General features: G+C 65.6%; 17 protein-coding genes. 8 read left to right on the top strand and 9 right to left on the bottom strand.

The window, feature by feature from the left end:
- Positions 1 to 23: 23 nt before the first annotated feature.
- Entirely contained in the window at positions 24 to 1,136 is a 1,113-nt protein-coding gene (locus QRM95_RS15575; RefSeq protein WP_285248441.1) for an App1 family protein phosphatidate phosphatase, read from the top strand.
- A 27-nt stretch (positions 1,137 to 1,163) separates the two neighbouring features.
- Here the strand turns inward: QRM95_RS15575 and QRM95_RS15570 are convergent, their stop codons facing one another.
- From QRM95_RS15570 to QRM95_RS15560, 3 genes are all read right to left on the bottom strand, one after another.
- On the bottom strand, positions 1,164 to 2,708 hold the full coding sequence (locus QRM95_RS15570) for a glycoside hydrolase family 1 protein (protein ID WP_285248440.1): 1,545 nt from the start codon (positions 2,706 to 2,708) through the stop codon (positions 1,164 to 1,166).
- 96 nt (positions 2,709 to 2,804) lie between these two features.
- Positions 2,805 to 3,182: a hypothetical protein gene (locus tag QRM95_RS15565; protein WP_285248439.1), complete on the bottom strand. Its 378-nt coding sequence runs from the start codon at positions 3,180 to 3,182 to the stop codon at positions 2,805 to 2,807.
- 96 nt (positions 3,183 to 3,278) lie between these two features.
- Positions 3,279 to 3,704 carry an Hsp20/alpha crystallin family protein gene (locus QRM95_RS15560; protein ID WP_285242758.1) on the bottom strand — a complete coding sequence of 142 codons (426 nt, stop codon included), beginning with the start codon at positions 3,702 to 3,704 and terminating at the stop codon, positions 3,279 to 3,281.
- A 141-nt stretch (positions 3,705 to 3,845) separates the two neighbouring features.
- On the opposite strand from QRM95_RS15560, the gene QRM95_RS15555 reads away from it, so the two are divergent.
- Complete coding sequence (locus tag QRM95_RS15555; protein ID WP_285248438.1) at positions 3,846 to 4,160, top strand: MerR family transcriptional regulator; 315 nt, start codon at positions 3,846 to 3,848, stop codon at positions 4,158 to 4,160.
- 34 nt (positions 4,161 to 4,194) lie between these two features.
- On the opposite strand, the gene QRM95_RS15550 is transcribed toward QRM95_RS15555, so the two are convergent.
- The 3 genes from QRM95_RS15550 to QRM95_RS15540 all read right to left on the bottom strand — a co-directional run bounded on the left by QRM95_RS15550 (position 4,195) and on the right by QRM95_RS15540 (position 6,624).
- Positions 4,195 to 4,992 (bottom strand): phosphatase PAP2 family protein, encoded by a 798-nt coding sequence (locus QRM95_RS15550; protein ID WP_285248437.1) that lies wholly within the window; start codon positions 4,990 to 4,992, stop codon positions 4,195 to 4,197.
- Between the two features lie 118 nt (positions 4,993 to 5,110).
- Positions 5,111 to 5,989 (bottom strand): NAD-dependent epimerase/dehydratase family protein, encoded by an 879-nt coding sequence (locus QRM95_RS15545; protein ID WP_285248436.1) that lies wholly within the window; start codon positions 5,987 to 5,989, stop codon positions 5,111 to 5,113.
- Between the two features lie 41 nt (positions 5,990 to 6,030).
- On the bottom strand, positions 6,031 to 6,624 hold the full coding sequence (locus tag QRM95_RS15540) for an adenylate kinase (RefSeq protein WP_285248435.1): 594 nt from the start codon (positions 6,622 to 6,624) through the stop codon (positions 6,031 to 6,033).
- 290 nt (positions 6,625 to 6,914) lie between these two features.
- On the opposite strand from QRM95_RS15540, the gene QRM95_RS15535 reads away from it, so the two are divergent.
- From QRM95_RS15535 to QRM95_RS15520, 4 genes are all read left to right on the top strand, one after another.
- Positions 6,915 to 7,658, top strand: a complete 744-nt coding sequence (locus QRM95_RS15535) for a GAF and ANTAR domain-containing protein (RefSeq protein ID WP_285248434.1) — start codon at positions 6,915 to 6,917, stop codon at positions 7,656 to 7,658.
- A 68-nt stretch (positions 7,659 to 7,726) separates the two neighbouring features.
- A complete protein-coding gene (locus tag QRM95_RS15530) occupies positions 7,727 to 8,134 on the top strand; it encodes a response regulator transcription factor (protein WP_285248433.1) in 408 nt (135 codons plus the stop codon).
- A 130-nt stretch (positions 8,135 to 8,264) separates the two neighbouring features.
- A complete protein-coding gene (locus QRM95_RS15525; protein ID WP_285248432.1) occupies positions 8,265 to 8,642 on the top strand; it encodes an ArsR/SmtB family transcription factor in 378 nt (125 codons plus the stop codon).
- Positions 8,639 to 9,718, top strand: coding sequence for a cation diffusion facilitator family transporter (locus QRM95_RS15520; protein ID WP_285248431.1), 1,080 nt, complete (start codon positions 8,639 to 8,641; stop codon positions 9,716 to 9,718). Before QRM95_RS15525 ends, QRM95_RS15520 begins: the two co-directional genes overlap by 4 nt.
- 71 nt (positions 9,719 to 9,789) lie before the next feature.
- Here QRM95_RS15520 and QRM95_RS15515 read toward each other — a convergent pair whose 3' ends face one another.
- The 3 genes from QRM95_RS15515 to QRM95_RS15505 form a co-directional block, all read right to left on the bottom strand.
- Entirely contained in the window at positions 9,790 to 10,959 is a 1,170-nt protein-coding gene (locus QRM95_RS15515) for a fatty acid desaturase family protein (protein ID WP_109045728.1), read from the bottom strand.
- 13 nt (positions 10,960 to 10,972) lie between these two features.
- A complete protein-coding gene (locus tag QRM95_RS15510) occupies positions 10,973 to 12,070 on the bottom strand; it encodes a ferredoxin reductase (protein WP_285248430.1) in 1,098 nt (365 codons plus the stop codon).
- Between the two features lie 142 nt (positions 12,071 to 12,212).
- Positions 12,213 to 13,241 carry an LLM class flavin-dependent oxidoreductase gene (locus QRM95_RS15505; RefSeq protein ID WP_285248429.1) on the bottom strand — a complete coding sequence of 343 codons (1,029 nt, stop codon included), beginning with the start codon at positions 13,239 to 13,241 and terminating at the stop codon, positions 12,213 to 12,215.
- Positions 13,242 to 13,296: 55 nt separating this feature from the next.
- Here QRM95_RS15505 and QRM95_RS15500 point away from each other — a divergent pair, with 55 nt between their 5' ends.
- Positions 13,297 to 13,656, top strand: a complete 360-nt coding sequence (locus QRM95_RS15500) for a YnfA family protein (protein WP_285248428.1) — start codon at positions 13,297 to 13,299, stop codon at positions 13,654 to 13,656.
- 40 nt (positions 13,657 to 13,696) lie between these two features.
- Positions 13,697 to 14,899 (top strand): L-2-hydroxyglutarate dehydrogenase, encoded by a 1,203-nt coding sequence (gene lhgD / locus QRM95_RS15495; protein ID WP_285248427.1) that lies wholly within the window; start codon positions 13,697 to 13,699, stop codon positions 14,897 to 14,899.
- The last annotated feature ends 2 nt before the right edge of the window (positions 14,900 to 14,901 follow it).

Raw genomic sequence — 14,901 nt, 5'->3', positions numbered from 1 at the left:
CCACGCTGTGGCAGAGTGGTGCCATGGACACGGCTCCCCAGCATCCGGCCCGGAAGTACGCACGCAAGCCCACGCAGGCGGTGCTGGCCCAGTACGCGCTCTCCGGGAACCAGGCCTTCCGGCTGGCCCACCGGGTCTCGGACGCGGTCAACAGCCTGCGAATCCGGCTGGCGAAGCGCTGGGATTTCGTCCCGCAGACCATCGCCTACCAGGGGTACGGTTCCACCGCCCGGGTACGTGTGCTGGGCCGGGTGCTGCTGACGCAGAAGCCGCTGCCGGGAAGCCGGGCGGAGCAGGAAGCGAAAGTCGGCAACCAGAACATCCGCGGCTGGCGTGCCTTCACCGGCGTGCCGCTGCAGTTTTCCGACGTCGAGATCACCATCGGCGACGTCGTCACCCACATGACCGCGGACCGGGGCGGCCTGATCGACACCGAAGTGGACGTCCAGCTTTCCCCCGGCTGGCACACGGCGGTCCTGCGCGCGGAGGGAACCGAACCGGCCGAGGCGCTGATCCAGGTAATCGCACCGGAGGTGAAGTTCGGAATCGTCTCGGACATCGACGACACCGTCATGGTGACCGCGCTGCCCCGGCCGTTCCTGGCGCTGTGGAACACTTTCGTGCTCAGCGAACGGGCACGGATGGCCACTCCGGGCATGGCGGTGCTGCTGGACCGGCTGACCATCGAGCATCCCGACGCCCCCGTCATCTACCTCTCCACCGGCCCCTGGAATGCGGCCCCCACCCTGGGGCGCTTCCTGACCCGCAACATGTACCCCAAGGGCGCGCTGCTCCTGACGGACTGGGGCTTGACCCAGGACCGCTGGTTCCGGAGCGGCCAGGAACACAAGCGGCGGAACCTGGAGCGGCTGGCCCAGGAATTCCCGGACATGCGGTGGCTCCTGATCGGTGACAACGGGCAGCACGATGAAGCCATCTATTCGGCGTTCGCCGCGGAAAACGCCGACAAAGTGGCGGCCATCGCCATCCGGCAGCTGTCCGTCAGCGAATCGGTGTTCGCCGGCGGCCACTCCGAAGACGGTGACCATACCTCATCACGGGTTCCGTGGATCTACTCCCCGGACGGGGCAGGCATCGCCAAGCAGCTGGCCATGCTGGACCTGCTCCGGGGCTGACCCGGAACCGGCCCAGCCCCGCACCGTCTAGGCGCTGGCACCCAGCGCCGCGCCGTCGTCGGGCGCTTCACTGCCGTCCAGGACCTCCGGTACGACGGCCTGGGCGATGGCGGCATCCGCAGCCAAGGCGAGGTCGCGTTCTTCGATGAGCTCCTGGAACCAGAAGTAGGAGGCCTTGGGCGTCCGCTCCAGGGTTTCGAAGTCCACATGCAGGAGGCCGAACGGCTGCTTGTACCCGGCGGACCATTCGAAGTTGTCCAGGAAGGACCAGACGTAGTAGCCGCGGAGGTCCACCGATTCGGCCTCCCCGCCAGGGGCCGTGGCCTTCAAGGCGGCCTCAAGGTGGTCGGAAATGTACTTCAGCCGCCGCTCATCCGGAATGAACCTGGTATTGGTGGACTTGTCCCGGACAATGATGTCCTCGAAGCTCGCACCACCCTCGGTAATGATCACCGGAGGCAGGTTGGGGTACCGCTCCGCCATCTCCTTCAGGGCGACCGCCATGTACTCGGGCTTGACCGGCCACCCGTAGGCGGTGATGTCCGCTTCAGGCCACGCCTCGACGTGGAACGGTGTGGCACCTCCGCCTGCGTTGAGGTCGCTCCCCATCGCCTCCGCCATGCTCGGTGGCACCGCTCCACTGCCGGGCCCCACGGCGACCTTGGTGGGCATGTAATAGTTCAACCCGTAGAAATCCAGGGGCTGCGAAATAATCTGCATGTCCTCCTCGGGATGCTCGAAGGAGCTGAAGAACTTGGCCGCCCGGATCAGGTCAGGGTACTTGCCGGTCAGGACCGGGTCCGCGTACAGCCGGTTCTGGCCGAGGTCCATGAGGCCGGCGCTGAGCTTGTCCAGCGGGTTGATGGAGTTCGGCACCATGGGTGAATAAACGTTGGTCATGCCGATCTCTCCCGGCACCCCCGCGGCACGGAGGGCCTGGACCGCCAGGCCGTGGCCGAGCAGCTGGTGGTGGACGGTGGGGAATGCCCCCAAGGCCAGCTCCTTGCCAGGAGAATGCACTCCCAGCGAGTAGCCGTTGGCGCTCACCGTTGCCGGTTCGTTGATGGTGACCCACCGTGCCACCCGGTCGCCGAACGCGTCGGCCACGAGGCCGGCATATTCCCCCAGCCGGTAGGCCATGTCCCGGTTCATCCAGCCACCCGCCTCGTCCAGCTCCAGCGGCGTGTCCCAGTGGTAGATGGTGGCCATGGGCGAGATCCCGTTGGCCAGGAGCTCGTCCAGGAGCCGGTCGTAGAACGCCAGGCCAGCACGGTTTACCGGCCCGGTTCCGCCAGGCTGGATGCGGGGCCAGGAGAACGAGAAACGGTATGAGTCCACGCCCAGCTGCTTCAGCAAGGCCACGTCCTGCGGCATGCGGTGGTAGTGGTCCGTGGAGACTGCCGGGCTGTGGTCGTCAATGATCATCCCCGGTTTGGCAGCGAACACCTCCCAGCCGGACTTGCCGCGGCCGTCTTCGTCCAGCGCCCCTTCAATCTGGAAAGCTGCGGTGGCGACGCCAAGCGTGAACCCCGGGGGGATAAGCGCTGCGAGGTCCTTGGCGGATTTGTGCATGGAGGCCAGCCTTTGTTGCGGTGGTTCGGGTACGTCTCAGGATTACACAGCAGGGACCGGCTGACGAGCAGCAACTCCCTTGACCCGGCACGTTGGCTACTGCGAGCCGAAGAGGAACTCCTTGGCGTGCGCCACCGCCTTGCGGAAGGCGTCATTGCGCAGGGTCACCAGATGCTCCGTGTCGCCGTCGGACGGTTCCAGGTACCCGGTGTAGCCCGGCCGCAGGACCCAGATATCGCCGGCCGGCGGGAGGTAGAACACACCGAAGGACCGTTGCTGCGCCTCATCGGCAGTCCAGATGGGGACCACCGCCAAGGCAGCACCGGTGGCCGGATTGATCCATTGCGCCCGCGGCATGGGCTGCTCATGGGCCTCCGGGTCCAAAAACGGCGCGGTTCCCGGCCCCCACCGCTGCTCGAAGCGCTCATGGAATGCAGGAATCAGCGGTGAATCGTAGCGCCGCCACTCACTCATGGGGTTTCCGCCTCCTTGGATGAAGTCCTCTGTGCCCGCCAATGGCCGCCGGCGTCCCCACCCGAAGGCAAGGACGCCGGCACAGCGCCACGGCTCCTAGGCGTCGATCTGCTGCATACCGCCTTGTTGGGTCTGGATCTCGATCTTTCGCGGCTTGGCTTGCTGGGCAACCGGGATCCGCAGGGTGAGCACGCCTTGGTCGTAAGCGGCCTTAATCCTGTCAGTATCCAGGGTGTCGCCAAGGATCAGCTGGCGGCTGAACACGCCGCGTGGACGCTCGGACGCCACCAGTTCCACGTTGGGCTGGGTGGGGTCCCGGCGTTCGGCCCGCACTGTCAGGACGTTCCGTTCCACGTTCAGGTCCACGGAGTCCACGTCCACGCCGGGAAGGTCGAACGCCACCACGAATTCGCCGTCTTCCTGCCAGGCGTCCATCGGCATGGCTGCCGGGCGGGCGGCGGTTCCCAAAACCTGCTGCGCGAGCCGGTCAAGCTCACGGAACGGGTCCGTACGCATCAACATCATTTCCCACTCCTTCAGCTTCAAGGTGTCGGATATCCGGCCATCCACCATCAACGTATCTATGGTGGTGAATGTAGATTTTTTATAGCACCAGTGGGAAAATCGGGCAAGACCCTTTTCGGCGGATTTTTGGGAGAACCCATGACGGAACCTGCGGGCGGCCGGCCCGGCCGCTCCCCCGGCCCGCGCGCACTGTACGCGATCTCGGTAGCGGCGGAACTGACGGGCACCGGACAGCAGAACATCAGGCTGTACGAGGCCAAAGGATTGCTGACGCCCGCCCGGACCGCAGGCGGCACGCGCCAATACAGTGCAGAGGACATCGCGGTGCTGCTCCGGATTGGCGAACTCCTCCAGGAGGGCCTGAACCTCGCCGGTGTCGCCAAGGTCCTGGAGTTGGAGGCAGCAAACCTGAAACTGCACCGGGCACTGAAACGGGCGCAGTCCAGGCCTTAGCGGGGCAGGAAGGGAAGCGGTTCGTCGCGCCGGTTCACTCCCGCGGTGATTCCCCTTTGGAGAGCTCCCCGGTGATCGGTTCACCTTCGATCCTGGCCGTCCGCCACGTGTCCAGGGCGATGACTCCGCCGAGGATCATCAGCGAGAGGGAGAAGGACGCCAAGGTGTCAGTGGGCCAGTGGTAGCCCAGGTAAAGGCGGCTGGAAATGGCCAGGATGATTCCGACGGCGGCAACGGCGAATCCGATGACGGCAGCCCGGCGGCTCCTCCGCCGGGAGACGATCAGGTATGCACCCACCAGCAGGAAGTCGCAGGCACCCAGGACGTGGCCGGACGGGAACGAGAACGTCTGGTCCGCTCCGAACAACATCTGGTCCACAGGCGGCCGCGAGCGCTGCACGATGTGGAGGATGATCTGGGACACGATCACCCCTGCCAGCATTGCGGATGCCAGCAGGATGGGCCGCCAGGCATGTTTGGCGGCGACGCCCCAGACGACGACCACCACCAGGACAATGATGGGAAGCGCGATGGGGCCGAAAAACACCGCCAGGAAGATCATGAAGGCGGTGAGGGCACCGGAACGGGTGGTCACCAGCCAGTCATGGATGGGTTCGTCCATCGCGTGCAATCCAGTGGACTGCACCACGCTGACAAGGATGGCGATAAAGAGCGCCAGCCCCACGACGGAAAGGATGACCGACGCCCGGTAAAGCCCGCGCCGGTCCGCCACGTCAACGTAGCGCTCCTCCACCACGAACTTCTCGTTGAAGGTATGCCACTTGCCGGCCTTGTTCTCCGCGACCCCGGACCCTGATGATCTCTGTACCAATGTGCTGCCTTGTCCCTGCGCCGTGATAAATGCTTAAGGCTGAACACTATCCCGGTGAAGGCCCATTCACTCCATCATGTGCCCGGCAATCGCGGCGGCCGCGGGAAAACCGCAGGCGCTACCCGATGCCGCCTGCCGGGCCGGAGGCAGCGGCTGCGTGGTTCCGCCAACTGTGCTCGGGTTCAAAGCCGAGCACGCGGCGGGCCTTGTCGATGGAAAGCATGGTTTCGTGTTCGCCGAGTTCCTTGGTGACCTTCACGCCGGGAAAGACCTCCGCGGCCAGGCTGGCGCTCGAGCGGCTCATAACGGTGTCTGCGTTGGCGATGATGAAGGCTTCAAAGCCGGGCTTCGCATTCTCCAGTGCCCGGGCCACTGCCTGCGCGCCGTCCCTGCCGTCAATGTAGCCCCAGAGGTTCCACTTGCGCAGCGTGGCGTCCTCATCGAACGAGGGAAACCGCTCGTAGTCGGACTCGTCCATGACATTGGAGAAGCGCAGCCCGGTGATGCTCAGCTCCGGGTCCCAGCGGGTCAGTTCCACCGCCATCCGTTCCTCCAGCGTCTTCACCAGGGAATAAGTGCTCTCCGGGCGGGGAGGATATTCCTCATCGACCGGGATATAGGGCGGATCGATGTCGAACGGCAGGCCCAGTACGGTCTCACTGGAGGCGTACACCACCTTCTTGATGCCGGCCCGCCGCGCGGCTTGGAAGACGTTGTAGGTGGAGAGCATGTTGTTCTCGAACGTCGCAGCGTCCGGAAGGATGCCGGGGGCGGGGATGGCGCCAAGGTGCACCACGGCGTCGAATCCGTCATGGCGGTCATCGACGCCCAGCAGCGCATCCACCACCTGGCCGTAGTTGCGCAGGTCCACCACCAGCAGGCCGGGGCTCCGGGTACCGGCGCGGTCAAGGTTGAGGACCTCGTGGCCGTCATCGTTTAGCCGGCGGACCACGTGCCGGCCAAGTTTTCCGCTTCCGCCTGTAACCGCAATTCTCATCAGTGTTTCCTTCTGTTCGAGTCCACCATGCTTTGCTCCGGTCAGGATGGCCGTCGCGGTGCTGCCAGGAATTGTTCGACGGCGGCAATCGCCAACGCGGTAATCTCCCCCGGATCCCCGCTGCCGTTGACGGATACCAGGATTCCCCGGCGCGCGTACACCGAGACTACTTCATGCGTCTGGCGGTGGTAGAGGTCCAACCTGCGGCGGAAGACGTCGATGGTGTCGTCGGTGCGGCCTTGTTCCTGCGCCCGCCGGTGCATGCGCTCTTCCAGTTCAGCGTCGGGGGCCTGCAATTCGATGACAGCGTCCAGCCCCTGCCCCTGGGCGGCGAGCATACTGTCCAGTTCCGTGGCCTGCGGCGCCGTGCGCGGGTAACCGTCGAGCAGGAAACCGTCCCTGACGTCGCCGTCAAGGAGGCGGTCCTTCACGAGGGCATTGGTGAGGTGGTCGGGAACGAAATGGCCGCCGTCGAGGTATTCGGCAGCCTGGTTCCCCAGCTCCGTCTTCCGGCTGACGTTGCTGCGGAAGATATCCCCTGTGGACACCGCCGGGACCCCGAAGTGCCTGGCCAGGTGTTCAGCCTGGGTTCCCTTGCCGGAGCCCGGCGGGCCGATGATAAGAAGCCTGGTCATGTTCCTGTCCTCCCCGGCGGGCAGCCTTTGGGTTGGCGCCGCATCCGGTGGCCGGCTCCCGCTTCATTGTGCCGGTTACCCCCTGCATGGCGCCAGCGTCCGGGCTGTGACGGCGGAGCGGGCATGACGTTTCGCCTTCCTTGCGGATGTATATACTCTGGTTATCGGTTTAGCAGCGGGCCGTTGGAAAGTTCTTCGATCCAGCGACCATCACCGACTCCCCGCCCACGTTGCGGGGCGTTTGTGTGTTGCCGGCTCGTTTTGACCTGAGCGAATGGCACCAAGAAACAGTGGCCAGCGAGTCAACAGCTAAACCCGATACATCCATAACCGAGTACCTGCATGAAATTGTCCTGGACAGCTCCGACGTCGAGGACTTCCTCAATGAGTTGGCGCAGGTCTCCGCGCGCAACCTCTCCGAACCCGGCGATGAGATGCTGTGCGCCGTCACCCTGCTCAGGCAGCGGAAGGGCACCACGGTAGCCAGCAGCAGCGATGAGGCACGGGTCATTGGACGGTTTGAGCACCGGTTCACCGAGACACCGGGCATGACTGCAGCAACAGCCCAGGAAACTGTCCACGTCCCGGATCTCAACGCTGATGGCCGCTGGCCCGACTACTCCTCAGCTGTGCAGGCAGAGGGGATCCGGTCCGTCGCGGCGCTCCCGTTCCGGCTGGAGGGCGACACCAAGGCAGCCTTGCTGCTCTATTCCGGCCGTGCGCACCGTTTCGAGGGCCGCATCATGAAATGCGCCGAGGATTTTGTCAGCCAGACCTCGCTGGCCCTGCGGCTGGCGATCCGCTTTGCGCACTTTAGCGAAACGGCGGCGAACCTCCGCGCCACCTTGGAAAGCCGGACCGTCATTGACATGGCCGTCGGGATCATCATGGCCCAGAACCGGTGCAGCCAGCAGGACGCCTTCGACATCCTGAAGACCGCGTCAAGCACCCGCAATTCCAAGCTTCACGATGTGGCCGCTGCCGTGGTCAACTCCCTGGGCCAGGGGCCCGCGCGGACACATTACGACGGATAAGGCCAAGGCCCCGGAAACCCGGCACGGGGACGATAGACTGTTGCCAACTTTTTCGCCGGGGGGCTTGGATGGAACAGCAGCGCACCTGCCTTGTCGTTGAAGATAACGTCGACATCCGCGGACTGATTTCACTGGTCCTTTCACGTGCGGGCTTCGACGTGAAAACCGTCGGCACGGGAGCGGAAGCCATCGCCGCGGCGTCCGACCCCGGCATCGCCCTGATCACCCTGGACCTTGGCCTCCCGGACATGGACGGGCATGTGGTTGCCCGTGCCATCCGTGCCAGGAGTTCCGCCCCGCTGCTCTTCCTCACAGCCCGTTCGGAGGGCGACGACGTCCTGGCAGGCATGGCGTCCGGGGCCGCCGCCTACCTCACCAAGCCTTTCCACCCGCGGGAACTCGAAGCGCTGGCCGGGCAGTTGTGCCCCGCACCCTTGGCAGAGGAGCCCAGCACCACCGGCACCTCCCTCTGCTGAGCGGACGGGCAACGGCAACGTCGGAAGTCCCGCCGGCGCCCCATGAACCCTTGTGTGGAGAGTAGCCAAAGCGACGCTTGACCCCTGCCGTCAACATGCGGCCGGGACTTTGTTGTGACACTATATGCGCATGAATGCAGATAAGAATGCTTGCTCGCTGGGAACGGACAGCCAGTACGTGGAGTTGGCCGTGGAGGTCTTCTCGATGCTGGCTGACGCCACGAGGGTGCGGATCATCCTTGCCCTTCGCGACGGCGAAATGGCAGTGGGCGCGCTGGCCGACGCGGTAGGCAAATCCCCCGCCGCCGTGTCCCAGCACCTGGCCAAAATGCGGCTGGCCAGGATGGTGTCCACCCGGCAGGACGGGACGCGGGTGCTGTACCGGCTGGAGAACGAACACGCCCGTCAGCTGGTGGCCGACGCCATCTTCCAGACCGAACACGCACTCGGCGGCGAACCGGCGCACCACCGCGCACCCGCCCACCACGCACCGGGGAGCGCCTCATGAGCGGGCCGCACCAGGAATCGACGCATGCGCACAGCCATCACGACGACGGCCACGCCAGCCACCACCACGACGACGACCATGGGCACGATCACGATCACCACCATGCGCACGACCACGTCCATGACCACGGGCACCATCACCATTCCGGTTTCAAAGGATGGCTTTTCGAGCTGTTCGTGCCGCACACCCACGACGCCGCGGATTCCATCGATGACGCCATGGAGGCCAGCACCGAGGGCATCCGGGCGCTGAAGATCAGCATGTTCGTCCTGCTGGCCACCACGCTGCTGCAGTTCCTGGTGGTCCTGTTCAGCAGTTCCGTTGCCCTGCTCGCGGACACCATCCACAACTTCTCCGACGCCCTGACCGCAGTGCCACTGTGGATCGCCTTCATCCTGGGGCGCAGGGCCGCAAATCGCCGGTACACGTACGGGTACGGCCGGGCAGAAGACCTCGCGGGCCTGTTCATCGTGGCCGTGGTGGCCCTTTCCGCCATTGTGGCGGGCTGGCAATCCGTTGACCGGCTTATCCATCCGCAGCCCCTGCAAAACCTGGGGTGGGTCATGGCGGCGGGCCTGATTGGCTTCGCCGGGAACGAGGCCGTGGCAATCTACCGCATCCGGGTAGGCCGCAGGATCGGTTCTGCGGCGCTCGTGGCGGACGGTGTGCACGCCAGGACGGACGGCTTCACGTCGCTGGCCGTGGTGATCGGCGCCGTTGGCGTCATGCTTGGTTTCCCCTTGGCGGACCCGATCGTGGGATTGGTCATTTCCGCCGCGATCATGGTGCTCCTGTGGGGGACGGTCCGCAGCATCGGGCGCCGGCTCATGGACGGCATCGAGCCGGAACTGGTGGACCTCGCCGAGGCCGCACTCGCAGAGACTCCCGGGGTCCTCGCGGTCCGGCAGCTGCAGCTGCGGTGGTCCGGCCACCGGCTGCAGGGGTCTGCCCGCCTGGAACTGGCCGAAACCGGGTTGTCGCAGGCGGCAGAGACCCTGGACCGCGCCGAGCACCGGCTCCGGCACGCCCTGCCGAAACTGGACCACATGCTCCTGGCGCCTGAAGCCCGGCGCTAGGGCCCAAACGCAGGAAGTGACCCCGCCGGACACCTCCGGCAAGGCCACTTCCTGCGTCGTGCGTGTGGTTCCTAAGCCCGGGCAGCCTTGCCGGGCAGCGCCAGCTTGAACACCTTCGCCCAAGACGAACCCACCTGCTTGAGCAGCGGACCGGTGGTGTACTTCAGGCCATAGCGCTGGCAGATCTCGCGGACCCTGGGGGCTACCTCCGCGTACCGGTTCGAGGGCAGGTCCGGGAAGAGGTGGTGCTCGATCTGGTGCGACAGGTTGCCGGTCATGAGGTGCATGAACCGGGACCCGGAAATGTTGGCGGAGCCGATCATCTGGCGAACGTACCAGTCACCCCGGGTTTCACCCTCCACCATTTCTTCGGTAAAGGTGTCGGTGCCTTCCGGGAAGTGGCCGCAGAAGATAACGGCGTGGGCCCACACGTTGCGGATGGCGTTCGCGGCGATGGTGCCGAACAGCGCCTGCTTGGCGGAGCCGGTGAGCATCGCGAGGGCAGGCGTGGCAGCGTAGTCCTTGGTGAACTGGGTGATCACCTTGCGGCCAAGGGCCTTGAGGTCCTTGAGCAGGGCCTCCTTGGACTTGGTGCCTTCCTTGTATTCGGTCAGTTCGAGGTCGTAGACGGCGATCCCCCACTCGAACACCGGCGCAAGGATCGCATTGAACAGCGGGTTGGCCAGGTTGATGGGCTTCCACGGCTGGTTCTCATCCATCCGGAGGAGGTTGTATCCAACGTCGTTATCCTTGCCAACCACGTTGGTCCAGCGGTGGTGGAGGTCGTTGTGCGTGTGCTGCCAGGAGCGCGACGGGGTGACGAAGTCCCACTCCCACGTGGTGGAGTGGATGTCCGGATCCCGCATCCAGTCCCACTGTCCGTGCAGGATGTTGTGGCCGAGCTCCATGTTTTCCAGGATCTTGGCAAGGCTCAGGAGGGTGGTGCCGGTAACCCAGGCAGCCTTGTTCTTGCTGACCAGCAGGGCGGCCCGGCCGGAGATTTCGAGCCCGCGCTGGATCTTGATCATGCGGCGGATGTAAGCGGCGTCTTCCGCACCGCGCTTCCCCAGGATTTCGTCCCGGATGGCGTCGAGCTCACGGCCCAGCTCCGCCACCTGTTCATCGCTGAGGTGCGCTGCCGCCGGGGGCCGGACCGTGGGGCTGCCGGATTCTGCGAGCTTGCCGGGGCGCGTTCTTGAGCTTCCCGTGGCCGTGGCCTTGGCGGGTGAGATTACTGACATACCGTGGTGCTCCTCAGATTTCGAGGTTGACGGGTCCGGCGGCTGCCGAGACACACGTTTGGATAAGTTCGCCGGGTTCGCCATGGACTTCTCCGGTGCGGAGGTCGCGGACCTGGCCGGCCAGGAGCGGGGTGAGGCAGCTGTGGCAGATACCCATCCGGCACCCGCTGGGCATCAGGACCCCGGCGTCCTCGCCGATGTCCAGGATGGGGGTGTCGCCGTCGGCCTCCACCTCGCGGTCGGAGGCCTCAAAGGTGACCAGGCCGCCGTCGTGCCCTACACCGGCATTGAAGGTGGTGTTAAAGCGTTCGATCATCAGGTTGCCGGGGTCTCCGGCCACCGCGACGTCCGTCCCGGGCGCGCGGGTGGTCAGGGCTGCCCGCTTCCACAGGGCTTCGGCGTCGTCCAGGAAGCTGTCCGGGCCGCAGGCGTACGCTGACCTTTCCTTCCAGTCGGGGCAGATCTCGTCCAGCTCCCGGGTGCTGGAGAAGTCCATCCGGCCCTGTTCGCCCGTGTACCAGTGCGCCAGGCGGAAGTTGGGGAACTGGTCCGCCAACTCGGCCAGTTCCTCGCGGAACAGGCTGTCACCCGGGGTGCGGGCGGAATGGACCAGGACGACGTCGGCATCGGGCCGCCGCGGGACAAGGGTGCGGATCATGGACATCACCGGGGTGATGCCGCTGCCGGCCGTGACCATGAGCAGGGGCCGGGGGTGCTCCGGAAGTACGAAATCACCCTGCGGCGGGGCAAGGAACAAGACATCGCCCGGCTTGGTGGTACGCACCAATGTGCCGGAAACAGCTCCCACATCCGTAACGGTGATGGCGGGGTCCTTGCCCGCCGGGGCGCTGAGGGAGTAGGAACGCCAGTGGCGCACGCCGTCGAGTTCGACGCCGATGCGCGCCCACTGCCCGGCAAGGTGCGCCTTCCAGCCGCGCCCGGGACGGAAAAAGATCGTGGCCGACTGGGCAGTCTCCTGGACCACGCGGGTCACGACGCCCCGTAGCTGCCGGGCCGAGTAGACCGGGTTGAACAGGGACAGAATGTCCTCTGGCGCCAAGGGTGTAGTCAGCACGGAGGCCGCTTGGGCCAGCTGTCGTAGCCGGATCATGCGATCAAGCCTAAGGCGGTGTGAGCCATATTTCTCTCTCTCCGTCATATGACCGTTCCGCAGTCACACAGTAGTAGGGGCGCGAAGCCCCCACCACGCTCTTCAAGAGTAACGGTTAGGTCTCACCGAAAGTTCCCCGGCTTCAGCGGCGGCGCCATCCCAGGGCAGGCGCAACGTGTTCCACGACGGCGCCCAGGAGCTTGGCGTTGTACTCCACGCCCAGCTGGTTGGGGACGGTCAGCAGCAGCGTGTCCGCCGCCTGCACTGCCGTGTCTGCCGCCAACTGCTCCGCCAGGAGATCAGGAGCGCCAACATAGCTCTTGCCGAACCGTGCGGTGAAACCGTCAATTACTCCCACCTGGTCGCGGCCGTCACGGAGAGCGCTGTCGGCAAAGTAGTAGTTGTCCTCGTCATCCACGATGGGAAGGACGCTGCGGCTGACCGACACCCGTGGAGGGCGTGCATGTCCTGCCGCGGCCCATGCTTCCCTGAACAGCTGGATCTGTTCGGACTGGAGTTCATGGAACGGAACGCCTGTGTCCTCCGTGAGCAGGGTGGAACTCATCAGGTTCATGCCGAGTTCAGCCGCCCATACCGCGGTCTTCCGGCTGCCGGCACCCCACCAGATCCGGTCCGCCAAGCCTGGTGACTGGGGCTGGACGGGCAGGAGTCCGGTGGCACCGCCGGCGTACCGGGGGTCTGCCTGGGCCACGCCCGCACCCGTAATGGCCAGGCGGAAAGCCGCGGTATGGCGCCGGGCCATGTCCGCGTCGGTTTCCCCGGGCTGCGGCAGGTAGCCAAAAACCGATGCGCCGTCCCGGGCAGGTTCGGGTGAGCCGCGGCTGATTCCCAGCTGCAGCCTGCCGCCACTGATCAGGTCTGCCGCAGCCGCTTCCTCGGCCATGTACAGCGGATTCTCGTAGCGCATGTCAATAACGCCCGTGCCAATTTCCAGCCGGCTGGTGCGCGCGGCAATGGCTGAAAGGAGCGGGAACGGCGAGGCCTGCTGGCGGGCGAAGTGATGGACACGGAAAAATGCGCCGTCAACCCCGAGCTCTTCGGCAGCTACCGCGAGCTCAATCCCCTGGAGCAGGGCGTCGGCCGCTGTCCGGGTGCGGGAACCCTGTCCGGGACCCCAGTGGCCGAAGGAAAGAAATCCAATGCGCTCCATACTTCCTCCCAACCGCGCGGCGGCCTGCTGAATTCCCGGCTGGCATGATGGCTGCGTGGATATTCCCGAAGAAACCGTCAGTGTCTTCAAGACGATTGTGCTGTTCGTCCTGGCCGCCGCAGCCGAAATCGGGGGCGCCTGGCTGGTATGGCAATCCGTCCGCGAGGGCAGGGACTGGTGGTGGGCCGGACTGGGCGTGATCGCCCTGGGCGCCTACGGCTTTGTGGCCACCCTCCAGCCCGACGCGCACTTCGGCCGGATCCTGGCGGCGTACGGCGGAGTGTTCGTGGCCGGTTCCCTGGCCTGGGGCATGGCATTCGACGGTTTCCGTCCGGACCGGTGGGACATCGCCGGATCCGTGGTGTGCCTGCTGGGCGTTGCACTGATCATGTTCGCACCGCGGAGCGGGACGTGACGGGTGGCTAGACTCTAGCCACGACGAAAGGCGGAGAGCCGTGGACCGGACGGACTACTGCATCATTGGTGGCGGAATCGTGGGCCTTGCCACCGCCTGGCAACTCCTGAGGAAAGAGCCCGACGCGTCGTTGGTCCTGCTGGAGGCGGCCCCAGCACTGGCTTCCCACCAGACCGGGCACAACAGCGGGGTCATCCACTCGGGGATCTACTACGCCCCGGACAGCCTCAAGGCCCGGTTCAGCAAGGCCGGAGCCCGCCAGACCAAGGAATTCTGCCGGGACCAAGGCATCAGGTACGCCGAGCCGGGCAAACTGCTGGTGGCAACCTCGGCGGTGGAACTGGAACGGCTGGACCGCCTCGAGGAGCGCGCAGCCATCCACGGCCTGGACTGCGAGCGGATCGACGGGTCCGAGCTCAACCGGCGCGAACCCAACGTTGCAGGGCTGGGGGCCCTGTTCATCCCCAGCACCGGCATCGTTGACTACCAGGAGGTGGCGCGCAAGCTGGCCGGACTCATCACGGCCGCCGGCGGACGCGTCCACACCGGAGCCCGGGTCACCTCAATCGTGGAGCACGCCAGCCACGTGGAGGTTGGCACGGACCGGGACGTCTATGCCTGCCGCCGCCTGGTGGCCTGCGCCGGGCTTCAATCGGACCGGCTCGCCGAAGTGGCGGGAATGAAAATCGACGTCCAGATCATTCCCTTCCGCGGCGAGTATTTTGAGCTGGCGTCCGCAAAATCGCACTATGTCAAACACCTTATTTACCCGGTACCCGACCCTGACTTGCCTTTCCTGGGCGTGCACCTGACCCCCACCATCGACGGCGGCATCACCGTAGGACCCAACGCGGTGCTGGGCCTGTCCCGGGAGGGGTACGCCAAGTTCTCGGTCCATCCGAAGGACGTGGCCCGCTACCTGCGCTTTCCGGGGTTGTGGCACGTGGCGAGATCCAATGCCGCCACCGCCGTGCGGGAGGTCCGGAACTCCCTGTTCAAGGGAAGCTACCTGCAGGAATGCCGCAAATACGCGCCAGGCCTGGCCAAAGAGGACCTGCTGCCGCGAGAGGCAGGCATCAGGGCGCAGGCGGTCCGCCGGGATGGGACCCTCCTCCACGATTTCCTGCTGGCAGGGACGGACCGGATGCTCCACGTGTTGAATGCCCCGTCCCCCGCAGCCACCGCCGCGCTCCCCATCGGTGAGCATCTGGCCGCCAAAGCGGCACTCCGACGGGCGGCCTGACC

Source organism: Pseudarthrobacter sp. efr-133-R2A-89 (assembly GCF_030209315.1).
Classification (GTDB): Bacteria; Actinomycetota; Actinomycetes; order Actinomycetales; family Micrococcaceae; genus Arthrobacter.
This window is presented reverse-complemented; position numbering and strand designations above follow the sequence as displayed.